Source organism: Solirubrobacter ginsenosidimutans, assembly GCF_027587205.1.
Genome location: NZ_JAPDOD010000085.1, coordinates 1 through 21,864 on the forward strand (window position 1 = coordinate 1; position 21,864 = coordinate 21,864).

The 21,864-nt window shown below is 68.2% G+C and carries 22 protein-coding genes; 11 read left to right on the forward strand and 11 right to left on the reverse strand.

Annotated elements, in window-relative coordinates; translation table 11 throughout:
• Positions 1 to 743 (forward strand): HNH endonuclease (locus OM076_RS42450; RefSeq protein WP_270046280.1); only part of this gene is annotated, 743 nt, incomplete at its 5' end.
• Between the two features lie 232 nt (positions 744 to 975).
• Here the strand turns inward: OM076_RS42450 and OM076_RS42455 are convergent.
• The gene (locus OM076_RS42455) at positions 976 to 1,347 is read right to left on the reverse strand and encodes a hypothetical protein (RefSeq protein WP_270046281.1); all 372 of its coding nucleotides are present in this window, start codon (positions 1,345 to 1,347) and stop codon (positions 976 to 978) included.
• 497 nt (positions 1,348 to 1,844) lie between these two features.
• On the opposite strand from OM076_RS42455, the gene OM076_RS42460 reads away from it, so the two are divergent.
• Entirely contained in the window at positions 1,845 to 2,216 is a 372-nt protein-coding gene (locus OM076_RS42460; RefSeq protein WP_270046282.1) for a hypothetical protein, read from the forward strand.
• A 189-nt stretch (positions 2,217 to 2,405) separates the two neighbouring features.
• On the opposite strand, the gene OM076_RS42465 is transcribed toward OM076_RS42460, so the two are convergent.
• The gene (locus tag OM076_RS42465) at positions 2,406 to 3,602 is read right to left on the reverse strand and encodes a toll/interleukin-1 receptor domain-containing protein (RefSeq protein WP_270046283.1); all 1,197 of its coding nucleotides are present in this window, start codon (positions 3,600 to 3,602) and stop codon (positions 2,406 to 2,408) included.
• Positions 3,603 to 4,148: 546 nt separating this feature from the next.
• Between OM076_RS42465 and OM076_RS42470 the strand changes: the two genes are divergently transcribed.
• Positions 4,149 to 4,457 carry a hypothetical protein gene (locus tag OM076_RS42470; protein ID WP_270046284.1) on the forward strand — a complete coding sequence of 103 codons (309 nt, stop codon included), beginning with the start codon at positions 4,149 to 4,151 and terminating at the stop codon, positions 4,455 to 4,457.
• Between the two features lie 117 nt (positions 4,458 to 4,574).
• Here OM076_RS42470 and OM076_RS42475 read toward each other — a convergent pair whose 3' ends face one another.
• The 3 genes from OM076_RS42475 to OM076_RS42485 form a co-directional block, all read right to left on the reverse strand.
• Positions 4,575 to 4,889, reverse strand: a complete 315-nt coding sequence (locus OM076_RS42475) for a hypothetical protein (RefSeq protein WP_270046285.1) — start codon at positions 4,887 to 4,889, stop codon at positions 4,575 to 4,577.
• A gap of 59 nt (positions 4,890 to 4,948) precedes the next feature.
• Positions 4,949 to 5,821, reverse strand: coding sequence for a Rieske (2Fe-2S) protein (locus OM076_RS42480; RefSeq protein WP_270046286.1), 873 nt, complete (start codon positions 5,819 to 5,821; stop codon positions 4,949 to 4,951).
• 123 nt (positions 5,822 to 5,944) lie between these two features.
• Entirely contained in the window at positions 5,945 to 6,595 is a 651-nt protein-coding gene (locus tag OM076_RS42485) for an HD domain-containing protein (RefSeq protein WP_270046287.1), read from the reverse strand.
• Between the two features lie 180 nt (positions 6,596 to 6,775).
• Here OM076_RS42485 and OM076_RS42490 point away from each other — a divergent pair, with 180 nt between their 5' ends.
• The 3 genes from OM076_RS42490 to OM076_RS42500 all read left to right on the forward strand — a co-directional run bounded on the left by OM076_RS42490 (position 6,776) and on the right by OM076_RS42500 (position 9,605).
• On the forward strand, positions 6,776 to 7,018 hold the full coding sequence (locus OM076_RS42490) for a hypothetical protein (RefSeq protein WP_270046288.1): 243 nt from the start codon (positions 6,776 to 6,778) through the stop codon (positions 7,016 to 7,018).
• A 1,027-nt stretch (positions 7,019 to 8,045) separates the two neighbouring features.
• Positions 8,046 to 8,375 carry a nitroreductase/quinone reductase family protein gene (locus OM076_RS42495; protein WP_270046289.1) on the forward strand — a complete coding sequence of 110 codons (330 nt, stop codon included), beginning with the start codon at positions 8,046 to 8,048 and terminating at the stop codon, positions 8,373 to 8,375.
• 303 nt (positions 8,376 to 8,678) lie between these two features.
• Positions 8,679 to 9,605 carry a DUF808 domain-containing protein gene (locus OM076_RS42500; protein WP_270046290.1) on the forward strand — a complete coding sequence of 309 codons (927 nt, stop codon included), beginning with the start codon at positions 8,679 to 8,681 and terminating at the stop codon, positions 9,603 to 9,605.
• A gap of 35 nt (positions 9,606 to 9,640) precedes the next feature.
• Here the strand turns inward: OM076_RS42500 and OM076_RS42505 are convergent, their stop codons facing one another.
• On the reverse strand, positions 9,641 to 9,862 hold the full coding sequence (locus OM076_RS42505) for a hypothetical protein (protein ID WP_270046291.1): 222 nt from the start codon (positions 9,860 to 9,862) through the stop codon (positions 9,641 to 9,643).
• A gap of 636 nt (positions 9,863 to 10,498) precedes the next feature.
• Here OM076_RS42505 and OM076_RS42510 point away from each other — a divergent pair.
• The gene (locus OM076_RS42510; protein WP_270046292.1) at positions 10,499 to 11,950 is read left to right on the forward strand and encodes an FG-GAP repeat domain-containing protein; all 1,452 of its coding nucleotides are present in this window, start codon (positions 10,499 to 10,501) and stop codon (positions 11,948 to 11,950) included.
• Between the two features lie 300 nt (positions 11,951 to 12,250).
• On the opposite strand, the gene OM076_RS42515 is transcribed toward OM076_RS42510, so the two are convergent.
• The 3 genes from OM076_RS42515 to OM076_RS42525 form a co-directional block, all read right to left on the reverse strand.
• On the reverse strand, positions 12,251 to 12,442 hold the full coding sequence (locus OM076_RS42515; RefSeq protein WP_270046293.1) for a hypothetical protein: 192 nt from the start codon (positions 12,440 to 12,442) through the stop codon (positions 12,251 to 12,253).
• Between the two features lie 427 nt (positions 12,443 to 12,869).
• On the reverse strand, positions 12,870 to 13,454 hold the full coding sequence (locus OM076_RS42520) for an NADPH-dependent F420 reductase (protein ID WP_270046294.1): 585 nt from the start codon (positions 13,452 to 13,454) through the stop codon (positions 12,870 to 12,872).
• Positions 13,455 to 13,499: 45 nt separating this feature from the next.
• Entirely contained in the window at positions 13,500 to 14,234 is a 735-nt protein-coding gene (locus tag OM076_RS42525) for an SDR family NAD(P)-dependent oxidoreductase (protein ID WP_270046295.1), read from the reverse strand.
• Positions 14,235 to 14,337: 103 nt separating this feature from the next.
• Here OM076_RS42525 and OM076_RS42530 point away from each other — a divergent pair, with 103 nt between their 5' ends.
• Entirely contained in the window at positions 14,338 to 14,931 is a 594-nt protein-coding gene (locus OM076_RS42530; protein WP_270046296.1) for a TetR/AcrR family transcriptional regulator, read from the forward strand.
• Between the two features lie 462 nt (positions 14,932 to 15,393).
• Here the strand turns inward: OM076_RS42530 and OM076_RS46605 are convergent, their stop codons facing one another.
• Positions 15,394 to 18,180, reverse strand: coding sequence for a LuxR C-terminal-related transcriptional regulator (locus tag OM076_RS46605; protein WP_270046297.1), 2,787 nt, complete (start codon positions 18,178 to 18,180; stop codon positions 15,394 to 15,396).
• Positions 18,181 to 18,688: 508 nt separating this feature from the next.
• On the opposite strand from OM076_RS46605, the gene OM076_RS42540 reads away from it, so the two are divergent.
• Together OM076_RS42540 and OM076_RS42545 are read left to right on the forward strand one after the other, a co-directional pair.
• Complete coding sequence (locus tag OM076_RS42540) at positions 18,689 to 18,961, forward strand: hypothetical protein (RefSeq protein ID WP_270046298.1); 273 nt, start codon at positions 18,689 to 18,691, stop codon at positions 18,959 to 18,961.
• A 349-nt stretch (positions 18,962 to 19,310) separates the two neighbouring features.
• The gene (locus tag OM076_RS42545) at positions 19,311 to 19,622 is read left to right on the forward strand and encodes a hypothetical protein (RefSeq protein WP_270046299.1); all 312 of its coding nucleotides are present in this window, start codon (positions 19,311 to 19,313) and stop codon (positions 19,620 to 19,622) included.
• Positions 19,623 to 19,832: 210 nt separating this feature from the next.
• Here OM076_RS42545 and OM076_RS42550 read toward each other — a convergent pair whose 3' ends face one another.
• The gene (locus tag OM076_RS42550; RefSeq protein WP_270046300.1) at positions 19,833 to 20,315 is read right to left on the reverse strand and encodes a J domain-containing protein; all 483 of its coding nucleotides are present in this window, start codon (positions 20,313 to 20,315) and stop codon (positions 19,833 to 19,835) included.
• 801 nt (positions 20,316 to 21,116) lie between these two features.
• Between OM076_RS42550 and OM076_RS42555 the strand changes: the two genes are divergently transcribed.
• Positions 21,117 to 21,791: a LuxR C-terminal-related transcriptional regulator gene (locus OM076_RS42555; RefSeq protein WP_270046301.1), complete on the forward strand. Its 675-nt coding sequence runs from the start codon at positions 21,117 to 21,119 to the stop codon at positions 21,789 to 21,791.
• The last annotated feature ends 73 nt before the right edge of the window (positions 21,792 to 21,864 follow it).

Genomic DNA, 21,864 nt, shown 5'->3' on the forward strand with positions numbered 1-21,864 from the left:
CTAGCTTCGCGACAGGAACGCGAGGGTGCTCTGACGCGCGGCCGCCATTGCGAGCAGCCGCAAATTCGCGCAACGCAATAACGGAGTCGACGCTAACCGCGCCGACGGCTAGCGTCCGTGGCGTGCACGCAACAGACGGCGACGTTGACATCATCGCCGACGCGGCGAGGGCGCTGATTGCCGACGACGACCACGCGGCACGAGCCGCGTTGGCTCCGATCGCCGGTCAGACGATCGTCACGCATCCGGTCGTCGCGGCGTCCCAGCGTCCGGGCCGGTATCCGGTGGGCGCTGGCGTTCAGACGCGAAGCCCGTCGAGGTCGGTCATGGGAGCCGTCTACCGCCGCGACCGCTTCACGTGCGTCTACTGCGCTAGGCGCACGGTTGTGCTGCCCGTGCTCGGTCTCGTGTCCGAGCTGCTGCCCGCCGAGTTTCCCTGGCATCCCAACTGGAGGCGCGACGTCACTCACCGCTTCTACTGGGACCTCTCCACGACGCTCGAACACGTGGAGGCGGTCTCGACCGGCGGCGACTGGCAGGCGGAGCGGAACCTGGTCACCGCCTGCGCGCGCTGTCAGTACCAGAAGGGCAACCGCAGCGTTGCTGACCCGGGCTGGCAGATTCGGCGCACGACAGCCTCGTGGGACGGCCTGACGGCGCTGCTGCCGGAACTCTGGCAACGCGCCGGCCGCCCGGCACGTATGGCGGCCTGGGTCGCTGAGTACCAGCGCCGCCCGCACTAGCGCTTTCGCCTGAACGGAGCACCAGCTCGACGACCTCGGCCGAGCGTTGGGAACCGTCGGAGCGCAGTGCGGTTTCTTCGACAAGCACCACTTTCGCGTCTGCCTCGAAGGAGGAGCACATGAGGCGGGCAGTAGCGCTCGACGCGCTCCACTGATTCGCGCGAACTGGTGTCCGCGTTGCCGCGCCCGCTGGAGCAGCCCCGGACGAGGAACGAGTGAACGGGTCCTACAGCTACCAGAGGCCCTGGACCACCGTGCCGCTGTGCAGCGTGCCGACCTTCACCCTGCCACTCCAGTCCATGAAGGCGGGAAGGTCCTGCCAGGTCTCCATCGCCTGCCTCCAGTGTTCGTCCACACCGGCCGGCGTCTCGTAGACCTCGCTGAGTACGAAGATCGTGTTGCCCGTTGGCTCCGAGTTCGGGTCGACCGGATTCGATAGTTTTGGGCCCTTGGAGATCTTGTAGGACAGCAGGGCGGTGTCGCCACTTCGCGGGTGCCCTTCCATCCAAGCGACGTGGCTTTCGAAGATCCGATCGCCCTCGGCGACGTCATCCGGACCCATCGTCCACATGACGACGATGTTCGTCTTCCCAACGTCAGACATGGTCCTCCTTCACTGCTACGCGGCGGAGCGCCCGCCGCTGATTCGCTACCCGACCGTACCGCTGGGCCAGCGTCGAGTCCAGTCCGCGCGACGCGTGCGACGTCGACCGGGCTCTCGCTAAGTCGGGGCCTTCACCACTCCGGTCAGATTCCCCAGATCACATCCTGTGGGAACCTCGAGAACCAGCACGTCGTCCGGGCGCGACGACGCGAGCCACGAACCGATCCACCTTTCGCATCGTCTGCCTCGCGCCGTGACGCCATCCGCGACCATGGAGTGATGTCCCTCGATTCGGTCCGCACAAACAACCCTGTGGTCCTCGTGTCTCGCCAGAGCACGTCTTGGCTCACGGACGCGCACCCCTGTTCGTCGGCTGCTCACCTCCGATCCTGCATCGCGCGATGAGCACAGGCGCTCCTGTCACCACCAGCGGAACGACCGTCCACCCGGGAGACAGCGCGGTTCAACGTGAAGCCGAGCCATTGATGATCGCGGCGGTGGCTGACGCGATCGGCGTGCCACTGAGCAAGCAGCGCGTCGACCTCGCCAACGGCACGTGGTGCGAGGTCGACGGCGTCTCCGCCGACGGCAACGTCCTGGTCGAGGCCTTCGCCCATCAGGGCAAGATGATCGGCAGTCAGCCGAAGAAGGTCTCCGAGGACGCGTTCAAACTTGTCACGATTGCCAAGACGCGCACCGCCGCCCGACTGATGATCGCCTTCGCCGACGACGTCGCCGCCCAGAGCTTCATGGGCAAGTCCTGGAAGGCGGAGGCACTGCGCGCCTGGGGGATTGAAGTCGTCGTCGTCGAGCTTCACGGCGACATCCGCGCCGGTATCAGCAGCGCCCAGGTGCGGCAGTTCCGCTGACCGCAGCTCGCCTGCGTCGGAGATGCCAACCCTTGGACTGGCGGCGAGTGGCCAGCTGCAACCGTCCGAGCCGCGCGATTCGCGGCGCGCGCGGGAAGGTCTGCCGGCTTCCACACACGTCCCCGGCCGACCACGATCTCGTCGCCCAACCGTTCGCGCGGCGTCGCGCGCAGTCAACCACGCTCGTCGTCAGGCGCGTGCATCTTCTCGCCGCGGTGCACTTGCCGCTGGATCATCGTGTGGCTCGGACGGGAGAAGATGATGCGGGGCCTCGGTGGGGGCGTATCGGACGAGCGCGAATCCATCGTCTGGACCATCCGCACTCGTACGCTCAGTTCCCAGCCATACTCCGGGTACGTTCCGGTACGGCCTAGTTGTCAACGTCCACTTACCGACACGTACTACTAAGTCGCGGTCGCCAGCCTTCCAGGTGCCGGGCCTTGATCTCGTGTCGGCACGGAAGAGATGGCGCTCATCGAGAGCGCCCCCTTCCCAGCAAACCAAGCTGCGGCGAACGCCGCGCTCGCCGAGCTTCATGGCCATCCAAGCCTCGGCCGTAGGAAGTGGACGAGGGTCGACCAACACAGCGGCGAACGTTTCGCGCCTCACGGTGACCCGACCGAGGATCAACGCCTCGACTCCGCGATGGAGCCCGGAAGGATCTGCGCTCAGGTGGAGCCAGTAATTGCCGACCACGATCTGTAGCCGGCCCTCTTCGACGACCGACCAACCGCCGTCCCTGACCTCCCCGTCGGTCGCCGCGTCATCCGGGGAGAGAGGGAGCCAGCGCTCGAGCAGGCTGCCGTCGCCGTGGAGGGTGCAGAGCGCTACCTTGCCGCTGTCTTTTGCCACCTTTAGCACGCGCGCGCCGGCGAGCTCCTCGCGCCGGAAGATGGGGCGTGCTCCGGAATTGGCCGGTAGTGGCCGCGCGGTGATCCCCAGGGTCGCGAGCTTCTCGGCCACCATGACGGCAAACTGCTGCGGGGTCCGGCGGCGCAGATCGATCGCGACCATGTCCGACAGGAGCCCCGGGAGGGGTGTGTCGTCAAAGGCAGCAGGCAGCACGTACTCTCGCCGCTCGCGCACCGCCCGATTGAGTGCGGCCCGGCGCTCGTGTCGCGTCCAATCCCGGGCGGCGTAGTCGGCGGAGACGAACACCACGACTGTCGCCGCTCGCTCGCTGTAGATGGCAGGCAGCTCCTCGGCGAGGTACTTCCCCCACATGTCGATCTGCTCGTCGGCGTCGTAGAAGCAGCTGACCCCCGTCGCCTTCAGCGCCGCGGCGACCTGCTCGACGTACTCCCGCTGCGAGCCCGCGAACGACAGCGCAACATCCCACTGCCATGCGCCGACAGCAGCGGAACCACCCTCGGTCTCGCCCGTCACACCACGAAGCCTTCCAGACCACCGGCTACCGAGTCAACGCCTGTTCGGCGACGTGCCGCTTCGGCCCGCAGGGGAGAGGCCAGCCGAAGTACGTCTACGTGCTCGACCGCCGCGGCTTCGACCTCGCCCGCGACACGCCCGGCCCGCGCGGCCCCTACATCTCCAACCAGGCGCGCTTCGTCGAGCGCCGCTTCGAGTCCGTGCTCAAACCGCTGCACGCCCTGCACGCCAACGCGCTGGTGTTCGCGCTGATGCGCCAGACGCCAGACGCCACACGCCGCGCGCGGCTAGCGCGGCGCGGGGGAGAGCGTCATCGTCCCGCCCCCGCGGCGAGCCCGAGCGCCCGAGGTACCGCTGGAGTCGCCGCTACGGATCAGCGGCCTGCAGATCGACCGCTTCGAGCAAATCAAGCCCGACCTCACGCTCGAAGTTGCCCTCACCGGCGCCGATCGCCGCCGCCGGCGCTTCGACCTGCTGGTCGAGCTCGACCGGTCCGGCAACCCGCGCTCGGACTCAAACCAGCGCAAGCTGCTGCGCTACGACGCCTTGCTGGTCGGCTGGCACACGATGGTCGAGCGCTACCGCACTCTCGGGCACTCGCCGATCGTGGTCGTGGCGTGCGCCGACGAGCCGACCGCGCGCCGCTGGGCCACCGCCGCCGACGAGCTGCTGACCGGCCGCGTGAGCCGCCTCGGCGACGCCGACAGCGAGGCCGCCTTCCACGCCCGCAAGCGGATCTTCTTCGCCACCGAGCTCGACCTGCCCGACCTGCGCCGCCGCCTTGACGGCGCCGGCCCCGCGCGTCGACCCGCGATCGAGCAGGTCACGTTCATCCCGGAGCGCTACCTGCGCTGAAGCGTCACCGGGTCACTGATAGCCGTGTCGCCGTGTTTGAAATGCCTCGGCGTGACCGGGGACATCTCAAAGGCCCGACCGACGGCGGGTCTGACGGCCCTCCGCCCACCGCCGAGTTCAAAGGACGGGACGCACGACGAGCATCCCTCGGCTCGAGACGAGATGCGCCAAGTCGTCCGCCAACCGTTGGACGTGTTCGCTCGCTTCTTGTTCGAAGCGTTCCACTTCGACGATCTCCGCGATCAGCACGTAATCGGCTTGACCGATGGACTGTCCGGGTACGTCCGCCGGCCGGGTAAGTCGCCAATCCGAGATCGTGTCCAGCGACCCGCGGACGATGTCGCGGTCCGCCGTCATAAGACGCTCAAAGTCCTCGGCCAGCTCCGGCGAACGCAGCTGGAACCAAATCAGAAGGGTCGCCGCGGAACCCACTCACGAAGCGTAGTGGACGATCGCAACATGACCAACGGCGACACGACAGGCGCGGTCGCCTACGTCAATCGGAGCCTGACCTCGATCCGGCCGTCGCTCTCGCGCGTGTCGAACACGGGTTGGCGCACAGTCGCCGGGCCGCGTTCGATCGACCCGTCGCGAAGGCTGAAGCGGGAGCCATGGCAGGGGCAGGTGACCGACTCGCCCTCGACCTGACCGTGGCTGAGCTCGCAACCGCGGTGCGAGCAGCGATCGTGCAGCGCGTGCAGATGCCCGTCGTGCCTCAGGAGCAGAACGGGTGTGTCGCCCGCCATCCCGCTGGTCGGTTTGCCCTCCTCCAACTCCCCGGTGTCGACCGTCATCCAGTCGCGCGGCCCCTCGTCGAAGGCCGTCTCGTTGACGCCGACTCCGCGCGTGAACGCGAGGTGTCCGCCGAGGAGGCCACCCACCGAGAGCGCCGCGCCGCCCGTGAGGCTGAGCAACCTGGCGCGCCCGGGGGCGCCGCGGCGCCGTGCGGCGAGCGAGGCCGCGTACAACGCGGTCGCCGTGAGGTTGGCGCTCGCGTGGACGAGCCCGACCGGGCGAGCGCGGCGGTCGCCGTCGACGGTCAGGGCCCAATCGCTCAGACCGCTGGCGACCGTCGGCGCCGCGGTCACGAGGCCGACCGCGATGAGGCGCTCGCTCGCGCGGCCGGTGTCGTCGCCGCCGAGCAGGTCGAGCAGCGTCGCGCTGAGGAACGACCCGATGACGACATCCGTCAGCAACGGATGAAGCGCGTGCCCGAGCCATGTGCCGGAAAGCGCGTCTCGCAGCACCCCGACGGGAACGGCATTGCCCACCGCCCCGGCCAGCTTCAGTGCGGTCCGGTCGAGCGCCTCGACCGACTCGAGCGCATCGACTGCGCGGTTCGCGGCGTTTTCGCCAAGGGTCATCTCGACCTCACAGATTCGGGTTCCCATCGTGACCACTGTCTTGCCGTGGCCGTGGCTGATTCGTGCGTAGGCGTCCGGTGCCTGGTCGAGCAGCTCACGCGACGCCGTTGCCCGGTGATTGAGCTATTCAGCAAACGGCGCATTCATCAGCAGGTCCACGGTCGACACGGGTTGGTAACCGGGCACGAAACGCTCGCCGAAATCGCGCAAGAAGTTGTCCGAGCTTGTCTCCGGCCTCGCTTCGACGAGATGGCGGCACGTCTCCGCAAAGCTTTGCTTCATCTTCAGCCGCGGGAACGCTTCGAGAATCGCGGCCATGTCCTCGGGCGGGATCAGTGCTTCGAAGCCGAAGCCGCCATAGTCGAGGCCGATGCCCATCGTGCCGAGGGCAACTTCCGGCTCTTTGTGAAGCGCGATCGAGGCCGTCGAATTGAGCGCAACGAGATCCCAGACGAGTTGCGCCCGGCGATCCGACAGGCCGCGCTCGCCGATGAACGCCCGGGCCGCGTTCGCGCCGTTGACCTCAAAGCGATTGTCGCCACCCACGCCGTCCGTAAGCCCGATGTCGTGCAGAATGGCGCCGACGGCCACGACCTCCTCGTCGCACTCGATCGCCTGCACCTGCCCGATCTTTGCGGCGAAGAGCCAGGACCGCATGGCGTGGTTGAAGAGATACGGCTCGGACAGCCCTTGCGCATAACCGATTGCCTCTGCGATCAGGGGCGAGTCAGGCACACGTACCCCGGCAATTGATCGCATCGATTGCGTTGTCATCGCACGCTCCTGTTCGTGGCTCCGCGTCGCTCAGGCGGCTTGGTCAAGGACCTCGCCGCGGTGGTGCATCAGCGAAGACCGGACAGAGGGGTGAGTTCGTGACAGCCATAACCAGGCGCTGGACTGCCGCGCCGTCGAGGCGTTCTCCTTCGACCCGGGCGTCGACCCGGTGCACGCGTGGTGAGCGGAAGAGCGGGCCCGCCGCCCGAGATCCCGTTCGCGGCGCTCGTGCGGGTCGGTCACGAGGTCGCCATCAGCGCGCTGACCCTCGACGCGCAGGAGCTCTCGGTCCAGATTCCCGGCGTGCACGAGCGATTGTGGTTCAGCTACGTCCACGGCCGTGTCGACGTCTGCGGACGGGGCTGGGAGCTCGAGCTCTCGGCGCTGGATGAGTGGGAGCGCGAACGCCCGCCCGGACTCTGAAGGCCCGGCGCGATGTCACAGCTCGCGCCCTGCGACGGACCGCGTCGTGGACGTCAATGGACTTCTCGCTTGGGCCTGTTCGGCGGCCACTAACTTCAGGGTGCCGCTCCGATTGATCCGGCGATGCGTCGCGCATAGCGTGGCAGTTCTCGCCCGAACGATCATCGGAGTCGTCATGAACCTGTCGCATCCTCGCCGTGTGCTGGCCGCGGTCGCCGTCCTTTTCGCGGTTTGCTGCGCCGGCCCGGCAGCATCAGCTGTCTACGCCGAAGGCGACACCCCAGTCATCCACGGCTCCAAGCCGTGAGACATCGAGAAGCCCTGGCAGCACGCTGCGCGCCACCTTTGGTGTTTGAGCACCTGCCGGGACCTTGCGCCGCACCGTGATCGAGCGCTGTGTTCTCGCGGTGGTCAGTTGAGCTTGAGCGTGATGACGCCGGTGCGACTGACCTTGAGTCGCTTGGGCAGGCCGGCGAACGCGAGCCGCCCGACGGGGTGGGCCTTGTGCGTCGGCGGCGCGATTACGGGCGGCGCGAAGTTGGCAGCCGGTGGGAGAGGGTCGGGTTCCGGCGTCGGCGTGGCGGTCGGCGCCGTCGAGGGTGTGGGCGGTAGACCGGGCCAGGCATCAGTCGCTCCGCTTCGGCACGACCGCCGCCCGCGACGAGCAGCGATCCGTCGAGGAGACCGACGACGACATGGCCGCTATGCCGGCCGCGGCTGTGATGTCGACCGACGCCTGTCCGCCAACGAGCAGGACGCGGCCGTCCGCGAGCCGGACCGCGACAGGCTGGCTGCGCGCAAGCTCCAATCGGCCCGCTGGCGTCCAGCCTTTGAAGTGCGCCGCCTGGCGGCAGTCGCGCTCGTCGAGATGTAGGTTCTGACCAGTGTGAGCGCCGCGAAACCCGACAGAGGACGACTTCCTCCCCGGTGGTTCATCCAGCTCGCTTGGGTCATCCATCGTTGCCTGTACCGCTGGACCGGCGGCCGACGTGGTCTGTGGCGACCGAAGCCCCAGGGTTGGGGTGGCATGCGCCTCACAACGATCGGACGGCGGACGGGACAGGAACGCGCCGTCATGCTCGGCTACTTCGAGGACGGTCCGAACCTCGTCACCATGGCGATGAACGGCTGGGGCGACGCCGAGCCGGCTTGGTGGCTCAATCTCCAGGCCCATCCCGATGCGATGGTCGACCTCGTCGACGGTCCTCGGCAGGTCACCGGCCGGGCGGCACAGGGCGAAGAGCGCGAGCGCCTGTGGAGCCGATGGCAACAGACGAACAAGCACCTCGATGCCTACGCCTCGCGCCGCTCGATGGAGACCGCCGTCGTGATCCTCGAGCCGAAGCGCCAGTCCTAGGCAGCGCGTGCTGCCCTGCGTCGCGCAACCGTGTCGGCGTACGAGCCGGCCGCAGAATCGCCGCAATGGACGATTGGCAGCGGTGACGCGGGCCGTGCGCGATGTGGCCAGTTTCGACGCCGGCGGCAGTTCTTCCCCTGGCGCCCGCGTTGGGCGCCAAGGCGAGCATTCGTCCGGAAGCCGCCGGCGTCGCTGAGGTGGCACCGACTGGTCGAGGCGGTCATGCGGTTAGGCTTCGCGCCGAGATGAGAGCCATGGGAGTACGTCGGTCGTGATCTGCCTGCGCAGGCAGGAAGACCGCTGATGAGTGCGGGACTCGCGGCGTTGCTCGATGACGTCGCGGCGATCGCGCGCGCGGCCGCGGCCTCGGTCGACGACGTCGCCGCCGGAGCGAGCCGCGCGAGCGTGAAGGCGGCCGGCGTGATCATTGATGACACCGCGGTCACCCCGCGCTATGTCCAGGGCTTCCGGCCCGAGCGCGAGCTGCCGATGATCAAGCGGATCGCCGTCGGCTCGTTGCGCAACAAGATCCTGCTGATCCTGCCAGTCGCGCTGGTGCTCAGTGAGTTGCTGCCGTGGCTGCTGAACCCGATCCTGATGATCGGTGGCGTCTACCTGTGCTTCGAAGGCGCCGAGAAGCTGTGGGAGCTGTTCAGCCCGCACGCCCACGAGGAGGACTCGCCGGCCGCCGCTCAGGGACCCGAGCACGAGGACGCGTTGGTGGCCAGCGCGATCCGCACGGACTTCATCCTCTCGGCGGAGATCATGGTCATATCGCTCAACGAGGTCGCCGACGAGCCGCTGCTCTCCCGGGCGCTGATCCTGGTGTTCGTCGCCTTGGCGATCACCGTTGGGGTCTATGGGGTCGTCGCCCTGATCGTGAAGATGGACGATGTCGGGCTGCACCTGGCCACGACTCGGGACGGGGCGGCCGCGGCGTGCGGTCGCGCCCTCCTGAAGGCGATGCCGGTCGTGTTGTCGGTGCTCGCGAACGTCGGGATCGCCGCGATGCTCTGGGTCGGTGGGCACATCCTCCTGGTGGGTTTCGACGAGCTCGGCCTTTCGGCGCCCTATGACCTCGTCCATCACCTCGAAGAGGACGTCCACGAAGCGCTCGGCGGTGTTGCAGCCTGGCTGACCAACACCGCCGCCTCGGCACTGCTCGGAGTCCTCGTCGGCGCGATCGCGGTCGCGATCATGCACCGCTGGGGACCGAAGCGCCGGCACTGAACTGGCGCCCGAAGCGTCGCTACGCGCTGCGTGCGTCAGTCCTCGTCTCGCTCCTCACCGAACTCGATCGTGGTGAACGCGAGGGACACTTCGGCTGTGCCGTCCGGCGCCTTGACGATCAGCGTGGCGCGATGCTCGCCGGGTTTGGGCGCGGTGATGAACGCGTCAAGGCCCTGGGCGACCTCGTCGCCGTCGAGAAGCCAGCGCGCCGCATCGCTGGGCATGGTGCTCGTCGTGGCCGCGCCCCACAGGCGCATCGGACTGGCAGCCGCCAGCGTCTGCCCGTCGCGCGGGGCGAGGATGCTGACCTCGGGATCATCAGCCTATCCGCACCAAAACCGGTGCGACGTGTCGCACCGCGCGATCCGTGCTCGACCCGCCACGCATGACACGCCACAGCCGCGCGATCGAGACCTCCGAGCGCCGCCGGAATCACTCCGATCCTCCGCCACGTGTCCTTGAAGAGGATGTGGGATCCGCACCCTAGGAGGCCTGCGACGGCGATCCCCTGCGGCGGATGCTCAAACACATCGCCGTCGGTGCCATTCCCGGCGCCAAACGGCACGCTGACGATGCGGGCAACCATGACGGCCTCACCCGCCAGCTCATGATCAGTGTCATCTGCGCGTCGCCGTAGACGCAGCCTGCCCGTCAAGGCGCTCCACACGCTGGTCCGCCCCACGCGGTGAGACTTTGCGGCGGGTCTTCGATCGCGTTAGTGTCGACGTGTGGAACGCGCGTTATGGCCGCGCTGGGTGCTCCATCGACGGTGTCGTTGGCACGGCATCGGGAAATGCGGCGCGGCCACGGGATGCGACGCAGCGGGGCGTGCCCCGGAATCTCCAGTATCCCGCCGCAGTCGGCGATCGCGAGCCGACCGGGTTGCTCGTCGCTTGGGTCACATCATCGGCAGCGCTGCCCTAGCGCTGGCGCTGTGCACGCCGGCGTTCCTGGTGCCGACCAGCGCGCAGGCCTATCGACTGGTGCGCACGGCTGTGCCACTGGTTCCCAGCGAGCAGACGAGTTGCTTGGCGATCGCCGATGTCACGGGTGATGGTCACGCTGATGTCGTGGTCGGTGTGGAGTCGTTCGCGGGGGACAGCGGACGGCTGCTCGTCTTCGCCGGTGACGGGCACGGTGGGCTGGGGTCGCCGACGAGTCTTGACGTCGGAGCTGGGGTGCAGGCTGCCGCGACGGCGGATCTCACCGGCGACGGCACTGACGATGTGGTGCTGATCGTGGGCGACGCGACCGTGGTCGTTGACGTGGCGGGCGGGGTGCCTCGGATCCATGCGCTGCTCGCGTCGTCGGTCAGCGGTCCTCGGGTCCGCGTCTTCGATGTCGATGGCGACCACGCGCTGGATATCGTTGCCCGGGCCGTGGGGGAGGGCTGGAAAGTGTTCCGCGGCGACGGTCACGGCAACGTCCGGCCGTCGCGGCTCCGCTTGCCCGTCGAGGTCGCAGACATGCTGTCGAACGGGGATTTCAATGGCGATGCCCGGCAAGACCTTGTCGCGCTCGTTAGCAACCGCCTCGACGGTCCTCTCGGTGTCCTGCTGGCCCGCGGCAGGGGACGGTTCTCTCCCGCGCTCACGATTGCATCCCCGCCGCACGACGGCTATTTCAACTACCTGTTCGCTGCCGCGGACATGGATCGCGATGGCGACTCCGATGTCGTGTCGACGAGCGTCGTGGGCACGGGATCGCCGTGGACGCTCGGGTTCAATCGCGGGCTCGGGAACGGGCGTTTTGCCGCGCGCAAGCTCGCGTGGGCCGACGATGACCTGCTGAACGGCCTCGAGATCGGGGATGTCGACGGTGACAGTCGCCCAGATGCGGCGATCGGCGCACAACACGGTTCCGTCTCTCCGAATCTCTTTCGGCACGCCGTCGGATGGCTGCAGGGCGATGGGCAGGGCGGGTTCGTTGCGCGCTCGGAGGTCTGGTTCCGTCCCTCTCTTGGCGCCGACCATTCACGGGCCGGAGATCTCGACGAGGACGGCCGCCTCGACGTCGTGTCGCTGAGCCGCGAGCTCGTGGTTGCCACCGGCCTCGCGCAGCTGCCGCTCGTGGTGGCTGCCCACGCACCTCGACGAGCGCGGGCGGGTGCCACCTACCACCTCTCGGTCACGTTGCGGACGGCGGCCAGGGTCACGATAAGGCTGATCGACAGCGACCAGGCTTTCGACACGCTCGCACGTGCGACCTTGGCTGCCGGCGACAGGACGCTGGACGTTCGTTTTCCCGAACGTGGCGGCCTCGGACCAGGCCCGTACATCTTGGAGATTCACGCCTACCGGAATCCGGTCACCACGAGCCGCGAGCTGCCGATCCGCGTTCAATGACAGGTCCGCGCGTGGGGCCGTGCGGGGCAGCCATACGGAGCGGTCCGGACTCGATCGTCACGGCCCGTGGAACGGCGACCGGCAGGCGCGTGCTAATGCTGGAACCACTGGAATGGACGGGCGAGCGTCATCGCGGCGGCTACGGCGTAAGCCAACCAGGTCCGTGACCAACTCGCTCGGGCTGATCTTCGGGCCATGGGCCTCCCGACTGCGGGAGGATCAACGGACCAGTCTCGAGGGTGGCGACCCGGAGCGCATCGCGTCGCTGCAGGTTCGGCCGGGTTCTGGTTGACCGTCGCCCTACTCGTCTCGATTCGTCCCGACGCGGCGCACCACGAAGCGAAGTACCTGGAGGACGACGATCACCGTCACGGCCCCGATGACGAACCCCTGCGCAGACGCGCCGTCGGCACCGAATACGAGGGCTCCCAGGGCGGCGCCGACGAGGATGCACACGGCCAGCAGCACGTCGTCGACCAGCGTGCGTTCCATAAATGGCGGCAACTTGCGCCAAGGCGATCTCATGACGTCGTGGATCGACCGGGAGGATGTGTCATTACGAATCCCGCACGCTACCTCGGCGCCTGGCATGAGAGCAATCGGGACTTCACCCTGATCTTTTCGACCGCTTCGCTCATTCGGGGCACCGTGGACCAGGGCTGTAGATCTCGGCCTTCGCAACCACCAAGCCAAGAGCGTCGGCGATGCGGCGCCAAGTCGGCGGGGGCGGCCATTGACGGAAACGATCACGCCAACCTGTGTGCAGAGTGCTGCAAATCGACGGATCGGTGTCGCTCCCCGACACGCGTCCGCAGAGGGGGACTTGGAGAGTCGGTTACGGGCGCGCGACCAAACCTGTCGCTAGCCAGATCAGGGTCTGTCAGGTCCGTTCGGAGGGAAGTCCCGAAATGCGGATCGGCTAGAAGGATTGAGGCGGCGCGAATCGGTAGTACAGGAGTCCTTGGTCGAGGTCGCGGACGATGTTCACGAGCATGAGGGCGAATGTCTCCGCTGCGGAGGCGAGTTCGAGTGGGCCGGCGTGGAGCGGCTCCATGCCGATGTCACGAGTGAGTTGCTCGACAGCGACGCGAGCGCCCTCATCGCCCACCCAGATATTGCCGGGCTTTGGCGCGGTTTCAGCTGCCTGCTCGAGCAGCGCTCCAAAGTTCAGGTTGAAGACCTTCGCTGTCGGCCCGCCTGTCTGCGCCTTTATGTATTCGGCGATTGACGCATAGCCGGCGGGCGGCGCGGCAGCCATTCGGTTGGTGGCGTCGAGAACGATTTTGCCTTCGAGTCCGGTTACCCGGCCAAGCGCGTCGGGCACCGCCTCGCTCAGCACGGCTACCAAGACGACCTCAGCGTCGCTGACGTCGCCGCCGTCACGCCCGAACGTCGTTACGTCGTGCCCCGCTTGTGCCCAGAGTCGCGCGAGCGTTCCGCCAATGGTCCCGCGGCCTAGCGTTGCGATTTTCATGGTGCTCTTCCTTCTGAATTCGTTGGTCATGTTGTCGAGCGGTGATCGCGGTGCTGACGACCGCCGGCGAGGCGCTCAGATAACCGTGGTGCCGCCGTCGACGACCAGTTCCTGGCCGTTGACGTAGCTCGAGTCGTCCGAGGCGAGGAACAACGCGACGGACGCGATCTCCTCAGGGCGGCCCATCTTTCCCCGTGGGATCAGGGACTCGAACTGCGCCTTGATCTCGTCGGTCATCACTGCCTGCATCATCGGCGTTTCGACCTGGCCGGGGGTGAGCACGTTCACCCGGATCTTCCTGTCCCTCAGCTCGGCCACCCACGCCCGCGCGAAGACGGCCAGCACGGCCTTGCTCGCTGCGTATGCACTCCAGTTGGGGTAGCCCCTGAGTGAGGCGTTTGACCCGGTCATGAAGATCGAGCCTCCGTCGTTGAACAGTCCCAGCGCCTTCTGGACCGTGAACAGCGTGCCGCGCGCGTTCAGCGAGAAGGCGGCATCGAAGTGCTCCTCGGTGATCTCGGCAAGGCTGCTCGCATGGCCCACGCCGGCACTTGCCCACAGCACGTCGATCGTGCCCTTCTCCTGCTTGACCGTGTCGAACAGACGGTCCAGATCGTCGAGGTCGGCCGAATCGGCCTGCACGCCGGTCACGTTGCGGCCGATCAGCTCGACGGCTTCGTCCAGCGCGTCCTTGTGTCGGCCCGAGATGAAGACGTGCGCTCCTTCGTCCACGAACAACTTGGCACCGGCCAGGGCCATGCCACTTGTCGCACCTGTGATCACCGCGACCTTGCCATCGAGCTTTCCCATATCACTCCATTCGATTGGTCGTCCCGATGCTAAGTACACCGATCCGAGTGCTTAACGTAACAGGTGGTCGCGACTATGCACACCGGTCGGTACCATCAGGGCTATGACGGAGTTGGAGAAAGGGCCGCGAGGCCTGCGCCGCGGAAGGGGCGCACGAGAACGCATCCTCAGCGCTTCACAACAACTGTTCCGCGATCAAGGCATCAACTCCACCGGCATAGACCAGCTCTGCGCGGTGGCAGAGGTGTCCAAACGCACGCTCTACCAGCACTTCCCGGGCAAGGACGAGTTGATCGCCGAACACCTCCGGCGATTCGATCCCGACATCCTGCCCGAGGTCTTCGACCGCACCGACCTCACACCCCGCGAACGACTCCTCGCCGCCTTCGACGTCCACGCGCCGCTGTGTCCGTTCATCGCGGCGGCCGTCGAGATCCACGACCCGGGCCACCCGGCACGCGTCTACGCCCGCGACTACAAGCAGGCCTTTGCGGCACGGCTCACCGAAACCGCCCGCGAGGCCGGCGCCACCGACCCCGAGCAACTCGGCGAGCAACTGGCACTGCTCCTGGATGGCGCCTCGGCCCGCAGCCGAGTCCTCGACACCGACACCTTCGCCACCGCCGCCGCCATCGCGGTCGTCCTCATCGACAACGCCATCCCCACGGCGGCGGCGCCGCACGGCGCAGGTGTATAGCTGTCGCTGTCGGCCGGAACGGGCGCGTGGGTGGGGGAGGCGCTAAGCCGCATCATCGTCCACACCCTTCCGGCGTAGCGGCGCCGTACGACTAGGTGGCGAACCCTGCGCGTCGGCGTCCCCGCACTCCGTGTCGCCGGCCACGCGATCAGCGTCAGTCGCTCCAGCACGCCCCGAAAATGCGCCTGCACGGACTGCGGGGCGTACAGCAACGTGGAGCCAGCAGCCTTCAATCAACTCCGTCACCCGGCTACCGGGCGTGACAATCATGCGATCGACGTCTCTTGGGCCGCCACTTCGAGCACGACTCGAGGCTGCGGACGTCCACCTCCAAGCTCCGTGAGATCGTGGCGACGACGGGAGTCGAGTCACGTCTCGGCAATCTCATCGCAGCAATACTCCGCTCCCTGACCTCCGAGGATGGTCGGGATGGCGAATAGGTGTGGGCGTTGTCCGGCCGGGCTATTCGCGTGGCTGGAGGCGTGCGGTGGCCTGGACGGCGAGCTGAGAGCGGTTGTGCACGCTGAGCTTCGCGTAGACGTGCGCGAGGTGGGTCTTGACCGTCGCGCGGGCGATGAACAGTCGTTCGGCGATCTCGGGATTGGTCAGACCGGCGGCGGCTTGGCGGACGACCTCGACCTCGGTGGGCGTCAGGCTTTCCCATCCGCGTTTGGGACGTTTGCGCGGCCCGCGGGCGCGCCGGAGCCAGGTGATCGCGTCGTCGAGGTCAAGCGCGGCACCCTGGGACCGCGCTCGCTCGAATGCCTCCGGGCCAAGCGCTTCACTGACGCGCGCCGTGAGCTGGGCGTGCGCCGCGCGCTGGGCGGGCCACACGACGAACCCGAGCTCGCGGCGGGCGCGCTCCGCGGCTCCGAGGACCCGTGCCGCTTCGGTATGGCACTGGCTCCCTGCCGCCAGCCCAGCCAGCGCGTGCAGCGCGGGCTGCAGCTCGAGCCGGTAGCCATGCTCCTGGATTGTGGCGAGCGCGTCGTGGCAGAGCTCGTAGGCCTCGGCGGTATCCCCGCGCCCCGCCGCCAGTTGGCCGAGCGTCACCTGCGCCTTCGCGGTGAGCCATGGGTTGCGGAGCCGGCGGGCGTGCTCGAGCGCGCGGGCGCCGTGGCGGGTCGCCTCGTCGTTCTTGCCAAGAAGCCTTAGGACTTCCGACAGCTCGGCGGCTGCCCATGCCAGCGCGTGCGCAGCGCCCCGGGCCTCGATCTGCACCAGGGTCGCCAACCGTGCGCCAGCGGCCTCGAGCCGATCGCAACCGGCCTCGGCCTGCGCCACCAGCAGCTCGATCCAAGGAAGCGCGAAGCTGCCGCCATGCAGCAGCGCGCGCGCATGGATTGCCAGCAGCGCGTCGAGCGCGCGATCGGCACGACCGGCCGCGAGGTCGATCAGGGCGAGGTAGCTGCTGGCGGCGCGATCGGCGATCGCCTCGCCGGTCTCGCCCGCTACGGAGACGGCTCGGGTTAGGAGGCCGACCGCTTCCTCGTGCTCGCCCACGGGGTAGCGCACCGCGGCCTGCTCGAACCAGAACCAGGCGAGCGTCTCGCGATCCCCGAGCTGCTCGAGCCGGAAGCGCAGCTCGTCGCACCCCGCGTGGCATGCGCCCGCGTCTTGCTGAAACCACGCCGCGCCGCGCAGCATCTCGTCCGCGCGCGCCGAGATGTACTCGTCCCCGACGGTAGATGCGAGGTCACGGCAGCGCTGCAACAGTTCCACGGCCGCGATCGGGTCCGTGAAGAAACGCTGGTTGGCGAGTACGAGCAGCGTGGCGGCAACCGCGCCCTGGTCTCCCGTGTCCTCCGCGGCGGCCGCGGCCTCCGCCGCCAGCGCGTTCGCGCGCCCGAAGTCGCCCGCGCTACCCACGATCCACGCCCACGCGGCGAGTGCCTTTGCCCGCAGTAGCGGCGGCGGGTCACTCGCTCCGAGGGCGCGCGCATACGCGTTGTCGGCCTCGCGGAAACGGGCTCGCGCGCGAAACCAGAAGTCGAGCGCGAGACACATCCGCAACGCCCTCACACCATCGGTCTCGAGTGCCCGCTCGAGCGCCACGGCAAGGTTCGCCGCCTCCGCGTCGAGCGCAGCGAACGCCTCCGGTTGGCGCGGCGTCAGCACCTCGCGGCGCGCGCGCTCGGCCAGGGCCAAGAACGCGTCACGATGGCCATCCAGGATCAGACCGGACTCGTCCGCGTCCTCCAGGCGGCCCAGCGCGTACTGGCGCACCGTCTCCAGCAATCGGTAACGCACGGTCGTCCCGTGCCGCTCGACGCGAACCAGCGAGTGCGCGACGAGCGTGTCCAGCACCGGCAGGATCTGGCCTTCTGCGAGCCCGCCGGCAGCGCACACCTCGCGGGCGAGTTCGAGTGACGCGCCGCCGCTGAACACCCCGAGCCGTCGCAGCACGCAGCGCGCGTCCTCCGGCAGCAGCCGGTAACTCCAGTCGAGCGACGCCCGCAACGACTGCTGGCGCGCCTCCGCGACGCACGATCTCGCGCTGAGGAGGCTCAGGGCATCATCGAGCCCACGTGCGATCGCCTCGGGGGCGAGCACGGCCACGCGGGCCGCGGCAAGCTCTAAGGCCAGCGGTATCCCTTCAAGCCGCCGGCAGATCTCCGTGATCGCCCGCGCGTTCTCATCAGCCAGCCGCCAGCCGCGATCGACGCGCCCCGCCCGCTCGATGAAGAGTCGAGCGGCCGCCGAGTCCTGCAGCCCAGCCACGCCATCCTCGGACGGCAGCGCGAGCGGCGGTACTTCCCAGCACATCTCCCCCGGAATCGCCAGCGGCACCCGGCTGGTCGCGAGCACCGAAAGCGACGGGCACGCTCGCAACAGCGCCGACGACACACGAGCAACCTCCTCGGCCAGATGCTCGCAGTTGTCGATGACGAGGAGCGCACGCCGCTCGCGCATGAACGCGACCACAACATCCAGCTCGCCCCGACCGGGAAGCGGACGCAATCCCAACGTCTGCACCAACGTCGACGCCACGGCACCGGCGTCGTCGAGACCCGCTAGCGCGATCCACCACACCCCGTCAGGAAAGCCGGCAACGCCACGCGCGGCGGCCTCGACGGCAAGACGCGTCTTGCCGACACCTCCCGCCCCGGTCAGCGTCAGCAATCGCGCGGACGACAACCTCGCCGCCACGGCCTTCAGATCCCCCTCACGGCCAATCAACGTCGTCAGCTGCCCGGGCAACTCATGCTCCGTCCCGCGCTGCCGAGACGGCAACTCCACCGCCTTCACCCCACCCAGGATCCCGGCGTGCCGGGCGCAAGTCGATCGCGTTCACTCACTGGCGCGTCTCTCCTCTTGAACTCATGGGTCCAACTCGACCCTAATGACGCCGCGAGCTGCCGACTCATTCCGCGCCGAGCGACGACGCTTGGGCCGTCGCACGGTCCTCGGAGACCGCAATGCCGCGCTGCCCGGCGCCGCAAATCGGCGCCGCCGTGAAACAGCGCGTCGTGTCACACCATCCGCGACTCGCGCACGCGATCGGCCCGCCCCGCGAGCGCGACGCCGGGCAAACGCCGTGCAGAAGCGGCCACCACTGACGTCCGGCCGGCCGAGTGCTGCCCGGCGCGGAAATAGCCCCACGGCGGCCTCAATATCAACCAGGTGGCCGATGTAGCTGGGCCTCCCCGCGCATACGGTCGTCCCCACCCGAACTCCTTCGCCAGGACCGCCGGTTCCCGGCGCTGGCCGCACGGAGCGCCGCACGAAGCGGCTACCCACAACCACGGAGGTAACGATGAGACTCGTCTCACGCCTCGCCCCACCCGCCGCGATCGCGACGCTCGCGGCCACCGCCCTGGCGATCACCGCCGCCTCGGCCAGCGCCGAGATCAACTGCGCCAACGCGAACGCGAAGGCGTCCTTTCAGAAGCACATGAACGAAGCCCGCTTCTTCATCGGGCTCGCGGACACTCTGGCCTTCTTCGGGCAGCGGGACCTGTCCGAGGCCGCGACCCGGGACGCGGACCGCGCGATGGACGCCGCCAATGTCGACCTCTCCGCCTGTTGAGGCGGCACGCACGAACATCGCCGTGATCAGTCCGACTGACACGCCAGAACGCTTCTGGGCGATGTCACGCGCCGAATTGATCGAGACGCACCTCAGGCGGCGTTCCGCCGCCGCCGGCTGCCTCAATCCCTGAACCCGGACGTTCAGATCAACCCCCCACAAGGAATGCACCATGTCGATCCTCACTCCCCGCCTCGGCCGCTGGCTCGCGGCCGTCCTCACGGGTGTCATCGTCTGCGGCGCAGTGGCTACGGCCGCCGCATCCGCGGACCCCTCAGAACCAACGACACCCGTCGTACGTCCACTGCCGTGCGACAAGTTGTCCCCGCTGCCGCTGTGCCTGCCCCCGGTGCCGACCTCCACTGCGCGTTGCCACGACTGGACGGTCGAGCGGGTCCGCGCTGTCGGTGGCGGTCCGCACCTGCTCGTGGGCGCGGTGTGCGCGGTGCGAACCGGGGAACGTCTGCAACTGCGCCGACACAACCCGCAGGGCATCAACCCGGCGATCCTGCTCCTCGAGCTCGTCGTCCAGCGCAGCCCGTTCCCGGACGGCCCCGCAACGCACGAGGAACGCATCATCGACGTCGAACCCGACTCGGGCTATACGACCGTCACGATCCTCCCGGACGGTCCTAGCGTGCCGGTCGACGCTCCGGCCTGACCGGCATACCGCGGCGCGCGCTGTCGCCTTCGGGCAGGTGACGGCGCGCGGTCGAGGCGGTCCTCGCAGCCCGGTCGCGCAGAGTGTTGCCCGACGCTCTCGAACGCTCGGCCGGGTGAGCACTGCTCCTTTGAAGCACCAGCGAAAGTGATTGTTGTCGACGATCTGAGGACATTCGATCGTTCTTGCTGAGGCTCTCGGCGCGCTGGGTCAGCGGCGGTCGAGGCGCGCGATCACGTCGTCGATCAACTCGCTGACCTTCTGCACGGAGGGATGCTGGCGGCCCTCGGCGATCCGGTCGGCGAGCTCTTCACGGATGTCGCCGAGGATCTTGCCGACGCTGTCCTCTGTCGTTACCGGAGGCGGCTCGCTGCCAACGTCGCGGGCGGCTTCGCGCGCGTCGCGCCGGGCGCGCTCGCGTGCCGCTTGCGCTTCACGCAGCTCACGCTCGAGCGTCGCCATACGCTCCTTGACGGACTCGGCGGCCTTCGCCGCCCGATGCGCTCGAGGTCGCGGGCGCGTGCGCACCTCCTCGTATGCCTCCTGGATCTCCGCGAAGCGCCGCGCGGACTCTTCCGAACCGCCGTTGCGGTCCGGATGGTGCAGCTTGACCAGTCGCCGGTAGGCGTCATGCAGTTCCTCGGACGACGCTCCCGGCGACACCTCGAGGACCTGGTACGGATCGCGACGCATTCGCTCAACCTAACCGAGTGCGGCGGACGCCCGCCCGGAGCGCCGGACCAGCGTCGCAGCGCAAGCCCGCCGTTCAACGCGACAGCCGCGGTTGGGTGAACCACGCTTGTGCCCACGCCTGCATCTGCATCCCCATCGCCACCGCCGCCGTTCTGTCGGTAGCCGCTCGGAAGCAATCAGCGACCGGCAGCCGCACGGGCAACGGGTTCGCCGGCCTGCTCGACCACGTCCGCTCCGGCCGCATCGGCTCGGGCAGCAACGTCGCCTTCCTCCACACCGGCGATACCGGCAACCTGTTCGAGATCGCCGCAGTCGTCGGCGAAGTCGCCCCTCCGATCCCCCGCCCATGGGCTGGGCGTGGTTCTGCTGCCCGAGCTCGCACTCACACGGGCACCTGCAGCCGTCGTCTACCGCCCGCTGACCGGCCAGCGCTCGGGCCGCTCGATCTACCTGTGCCGAATCGAGAGCACCCGACAGACGGTCCCACTGACGCGCCTCGAAGCGTGTCTAACAGCAGCGATCACGTCAGAACCAGAACGCGACACACGGGCGTGATGACCGCAACGACGGCGAGCGCGACGGGCCGCTTACGCGCGTGCGGCGCGGGTACTCAATGGCGCGTGCGCGGGCGGCCGGACACCGCCGCGCCGCCGATTCCATCGGTTCCCGCTCGCCGCCGCACGTTCACGCTGATGCAGTTGCTCGAGTGAGAATCCGCTGTTCATCTACAGCTGGACAGCAGCGCGGACTTCTCCTGGTCGTTTGCGACGACAACTTGCGAGATTCCGTAGCGTTGGACCCATGCAGGGCTTTGGTGACGATCCAACTCAATGGCGCGCGGTCGTCGCCGACGCCAGGGGTCCTGCGCGCCATGCGTTGACTAGCGCACTGCGGCGCGCCGGCGTCATCGTCGTGGCGGAGGCCTTCGACGGCACGGAGGCCGTCGAGCTCGCCGACTACCACGAGCCGGACCTGGTCGTCATCGACATGGAAGTGTCGCGCCTGGACGCGATTGCCGCTACGCGGCGCATCAAGCATGCGAATCCTGGCGTGGTTGTGATCCTCCTCACCAGAGGGGAAAGCGACGATCTCGGTGTCCTCGGATTGCAAGTCGGCGCCGCCGGTTGCCTTCAGAGTGATCTGCCTCCGATGTCGATGGCACGGGCGATCGTCGGCGCATTGAGAGGAGAGGCCGCCATCCCGCGGAGAATGGCGATGCGACTGGTCGAGCAACTGCGCGCCGAAACCGCATCGGGGGAGCATCTGAGACCAGTGGGCGGCCCTCTGACGGCGCGGCAGTGGCAGGTGCTCGACCTGGTCTGCGAAGGAAGAAGCACCGAGGAGATCGCGCGCACGCTGAGTGTCTCTCCGGAGACTGTTCGCTCGCACGTGAAGGGCGTCTTTCGCCGGCTCAACGTTCGGTCGCGGGAGGAAGCGGCGGCGGCCGCCTGTCGGCTTCGCGGGCTCGCGCCATGAGACGCGCTTGAGCTGCTCTAGCGGCGTCCCGGCGTGGGTGCGGGGTCAAATTACAGGGCCGATTCCGGATCCG

Bases quoted from the DNA above. Each gene is read 5' to 3' on its own strand.
- OM076_RS42455 (WP_270046281.1), bottom strand. From the start codon at position 1,347: ATGTCTGACGTTGGGAAGACGAACATCGTCGTCATGTGGACGATGGGT.
- OM076_RS42480 (WP_270046286.1), bottom strand. From the start codon at position 5,821: ATGACCCTTGGCGAAAACGCCGCGAACCGCGCAGTCGATGCGCTCGAG.
- OM076_RS42485 (WP_270046287.1), bottom strand. From the start codon at position 6,595: ATGACAACGCAATCGATGCGATCAATTGCCGGGGTACGTGTGCCTGAC.
- OM076_RS42495 (WP_270046289.1), top strand. From the start codon at position 8,046: ATGCGCCTCACAACGATCGGACGGCGGACGGGACAGGAACGCGCCGTC.
- OM076_RS42500 (WP_270046290.1), top strand. From the start codon at position 8,679: ATGAGTGCGGGACTCGCGGCGTTGCTCGATGACGTCGCGGCGATCGCG.
- OM076_RS42505 (WP_270046291.1), bottom strand. From the start codon at position 9,862: ATGCGCCTGTGGGGCGCGGCCACGACGAGCACCATGCCCAGCGATGCG.
- OM076_RS42515 (WP_270046293.1), bottom strand. From the start codon at position 12,442: ATGGAACGCACGCTGGTCGACGACGTGCTGCTGGCCGTGTGCATCCTC.
- OM076_RS42520 (WP_270046294.1), bottom strand. From the start codon at position 13,454: ATGACCAACGAATTCAGAAGGAAGAGCACCATGAAAATCGCAACGCTA.
- OM076_RS42525 (WP_270046295.1), bottom strand. From the start codon at position 14,234: ATGGGAAAGCTCGATGGCAAGGTCGCGGTGATCACAGGTGCGACAAGT.
- OM076_RS42530 (WP_270046296.1), top strand. From the start codon at position 14,338: ATGACGGAGTTGGAGAAAGGGCCGCGAGGCCTGCGCCGCGGAAGGGGC.
- OM076_RS42540 (WP_270046298.1), top strand. From the start codon at position 18,689: ATGAGACTCGTCTCACGCCTCGCCCCACCCGCCGCGATCGCGACGCTC.
- OM076_RS42550 (WP_270046300.1), bottom strand. From the start codon at position 20,315: ATGCGTCGCGATCCGTACCAGGTCCTCGAGGTGTCGCCGGGAGCGTCG.
- OM076_RS42555 (WP_270046301.1), top strand. From the start codon at position 21,117: ATGCAGGGCTTTGGTGACGATCCAACTCAATGGCGCGCGGTCGTCGCC.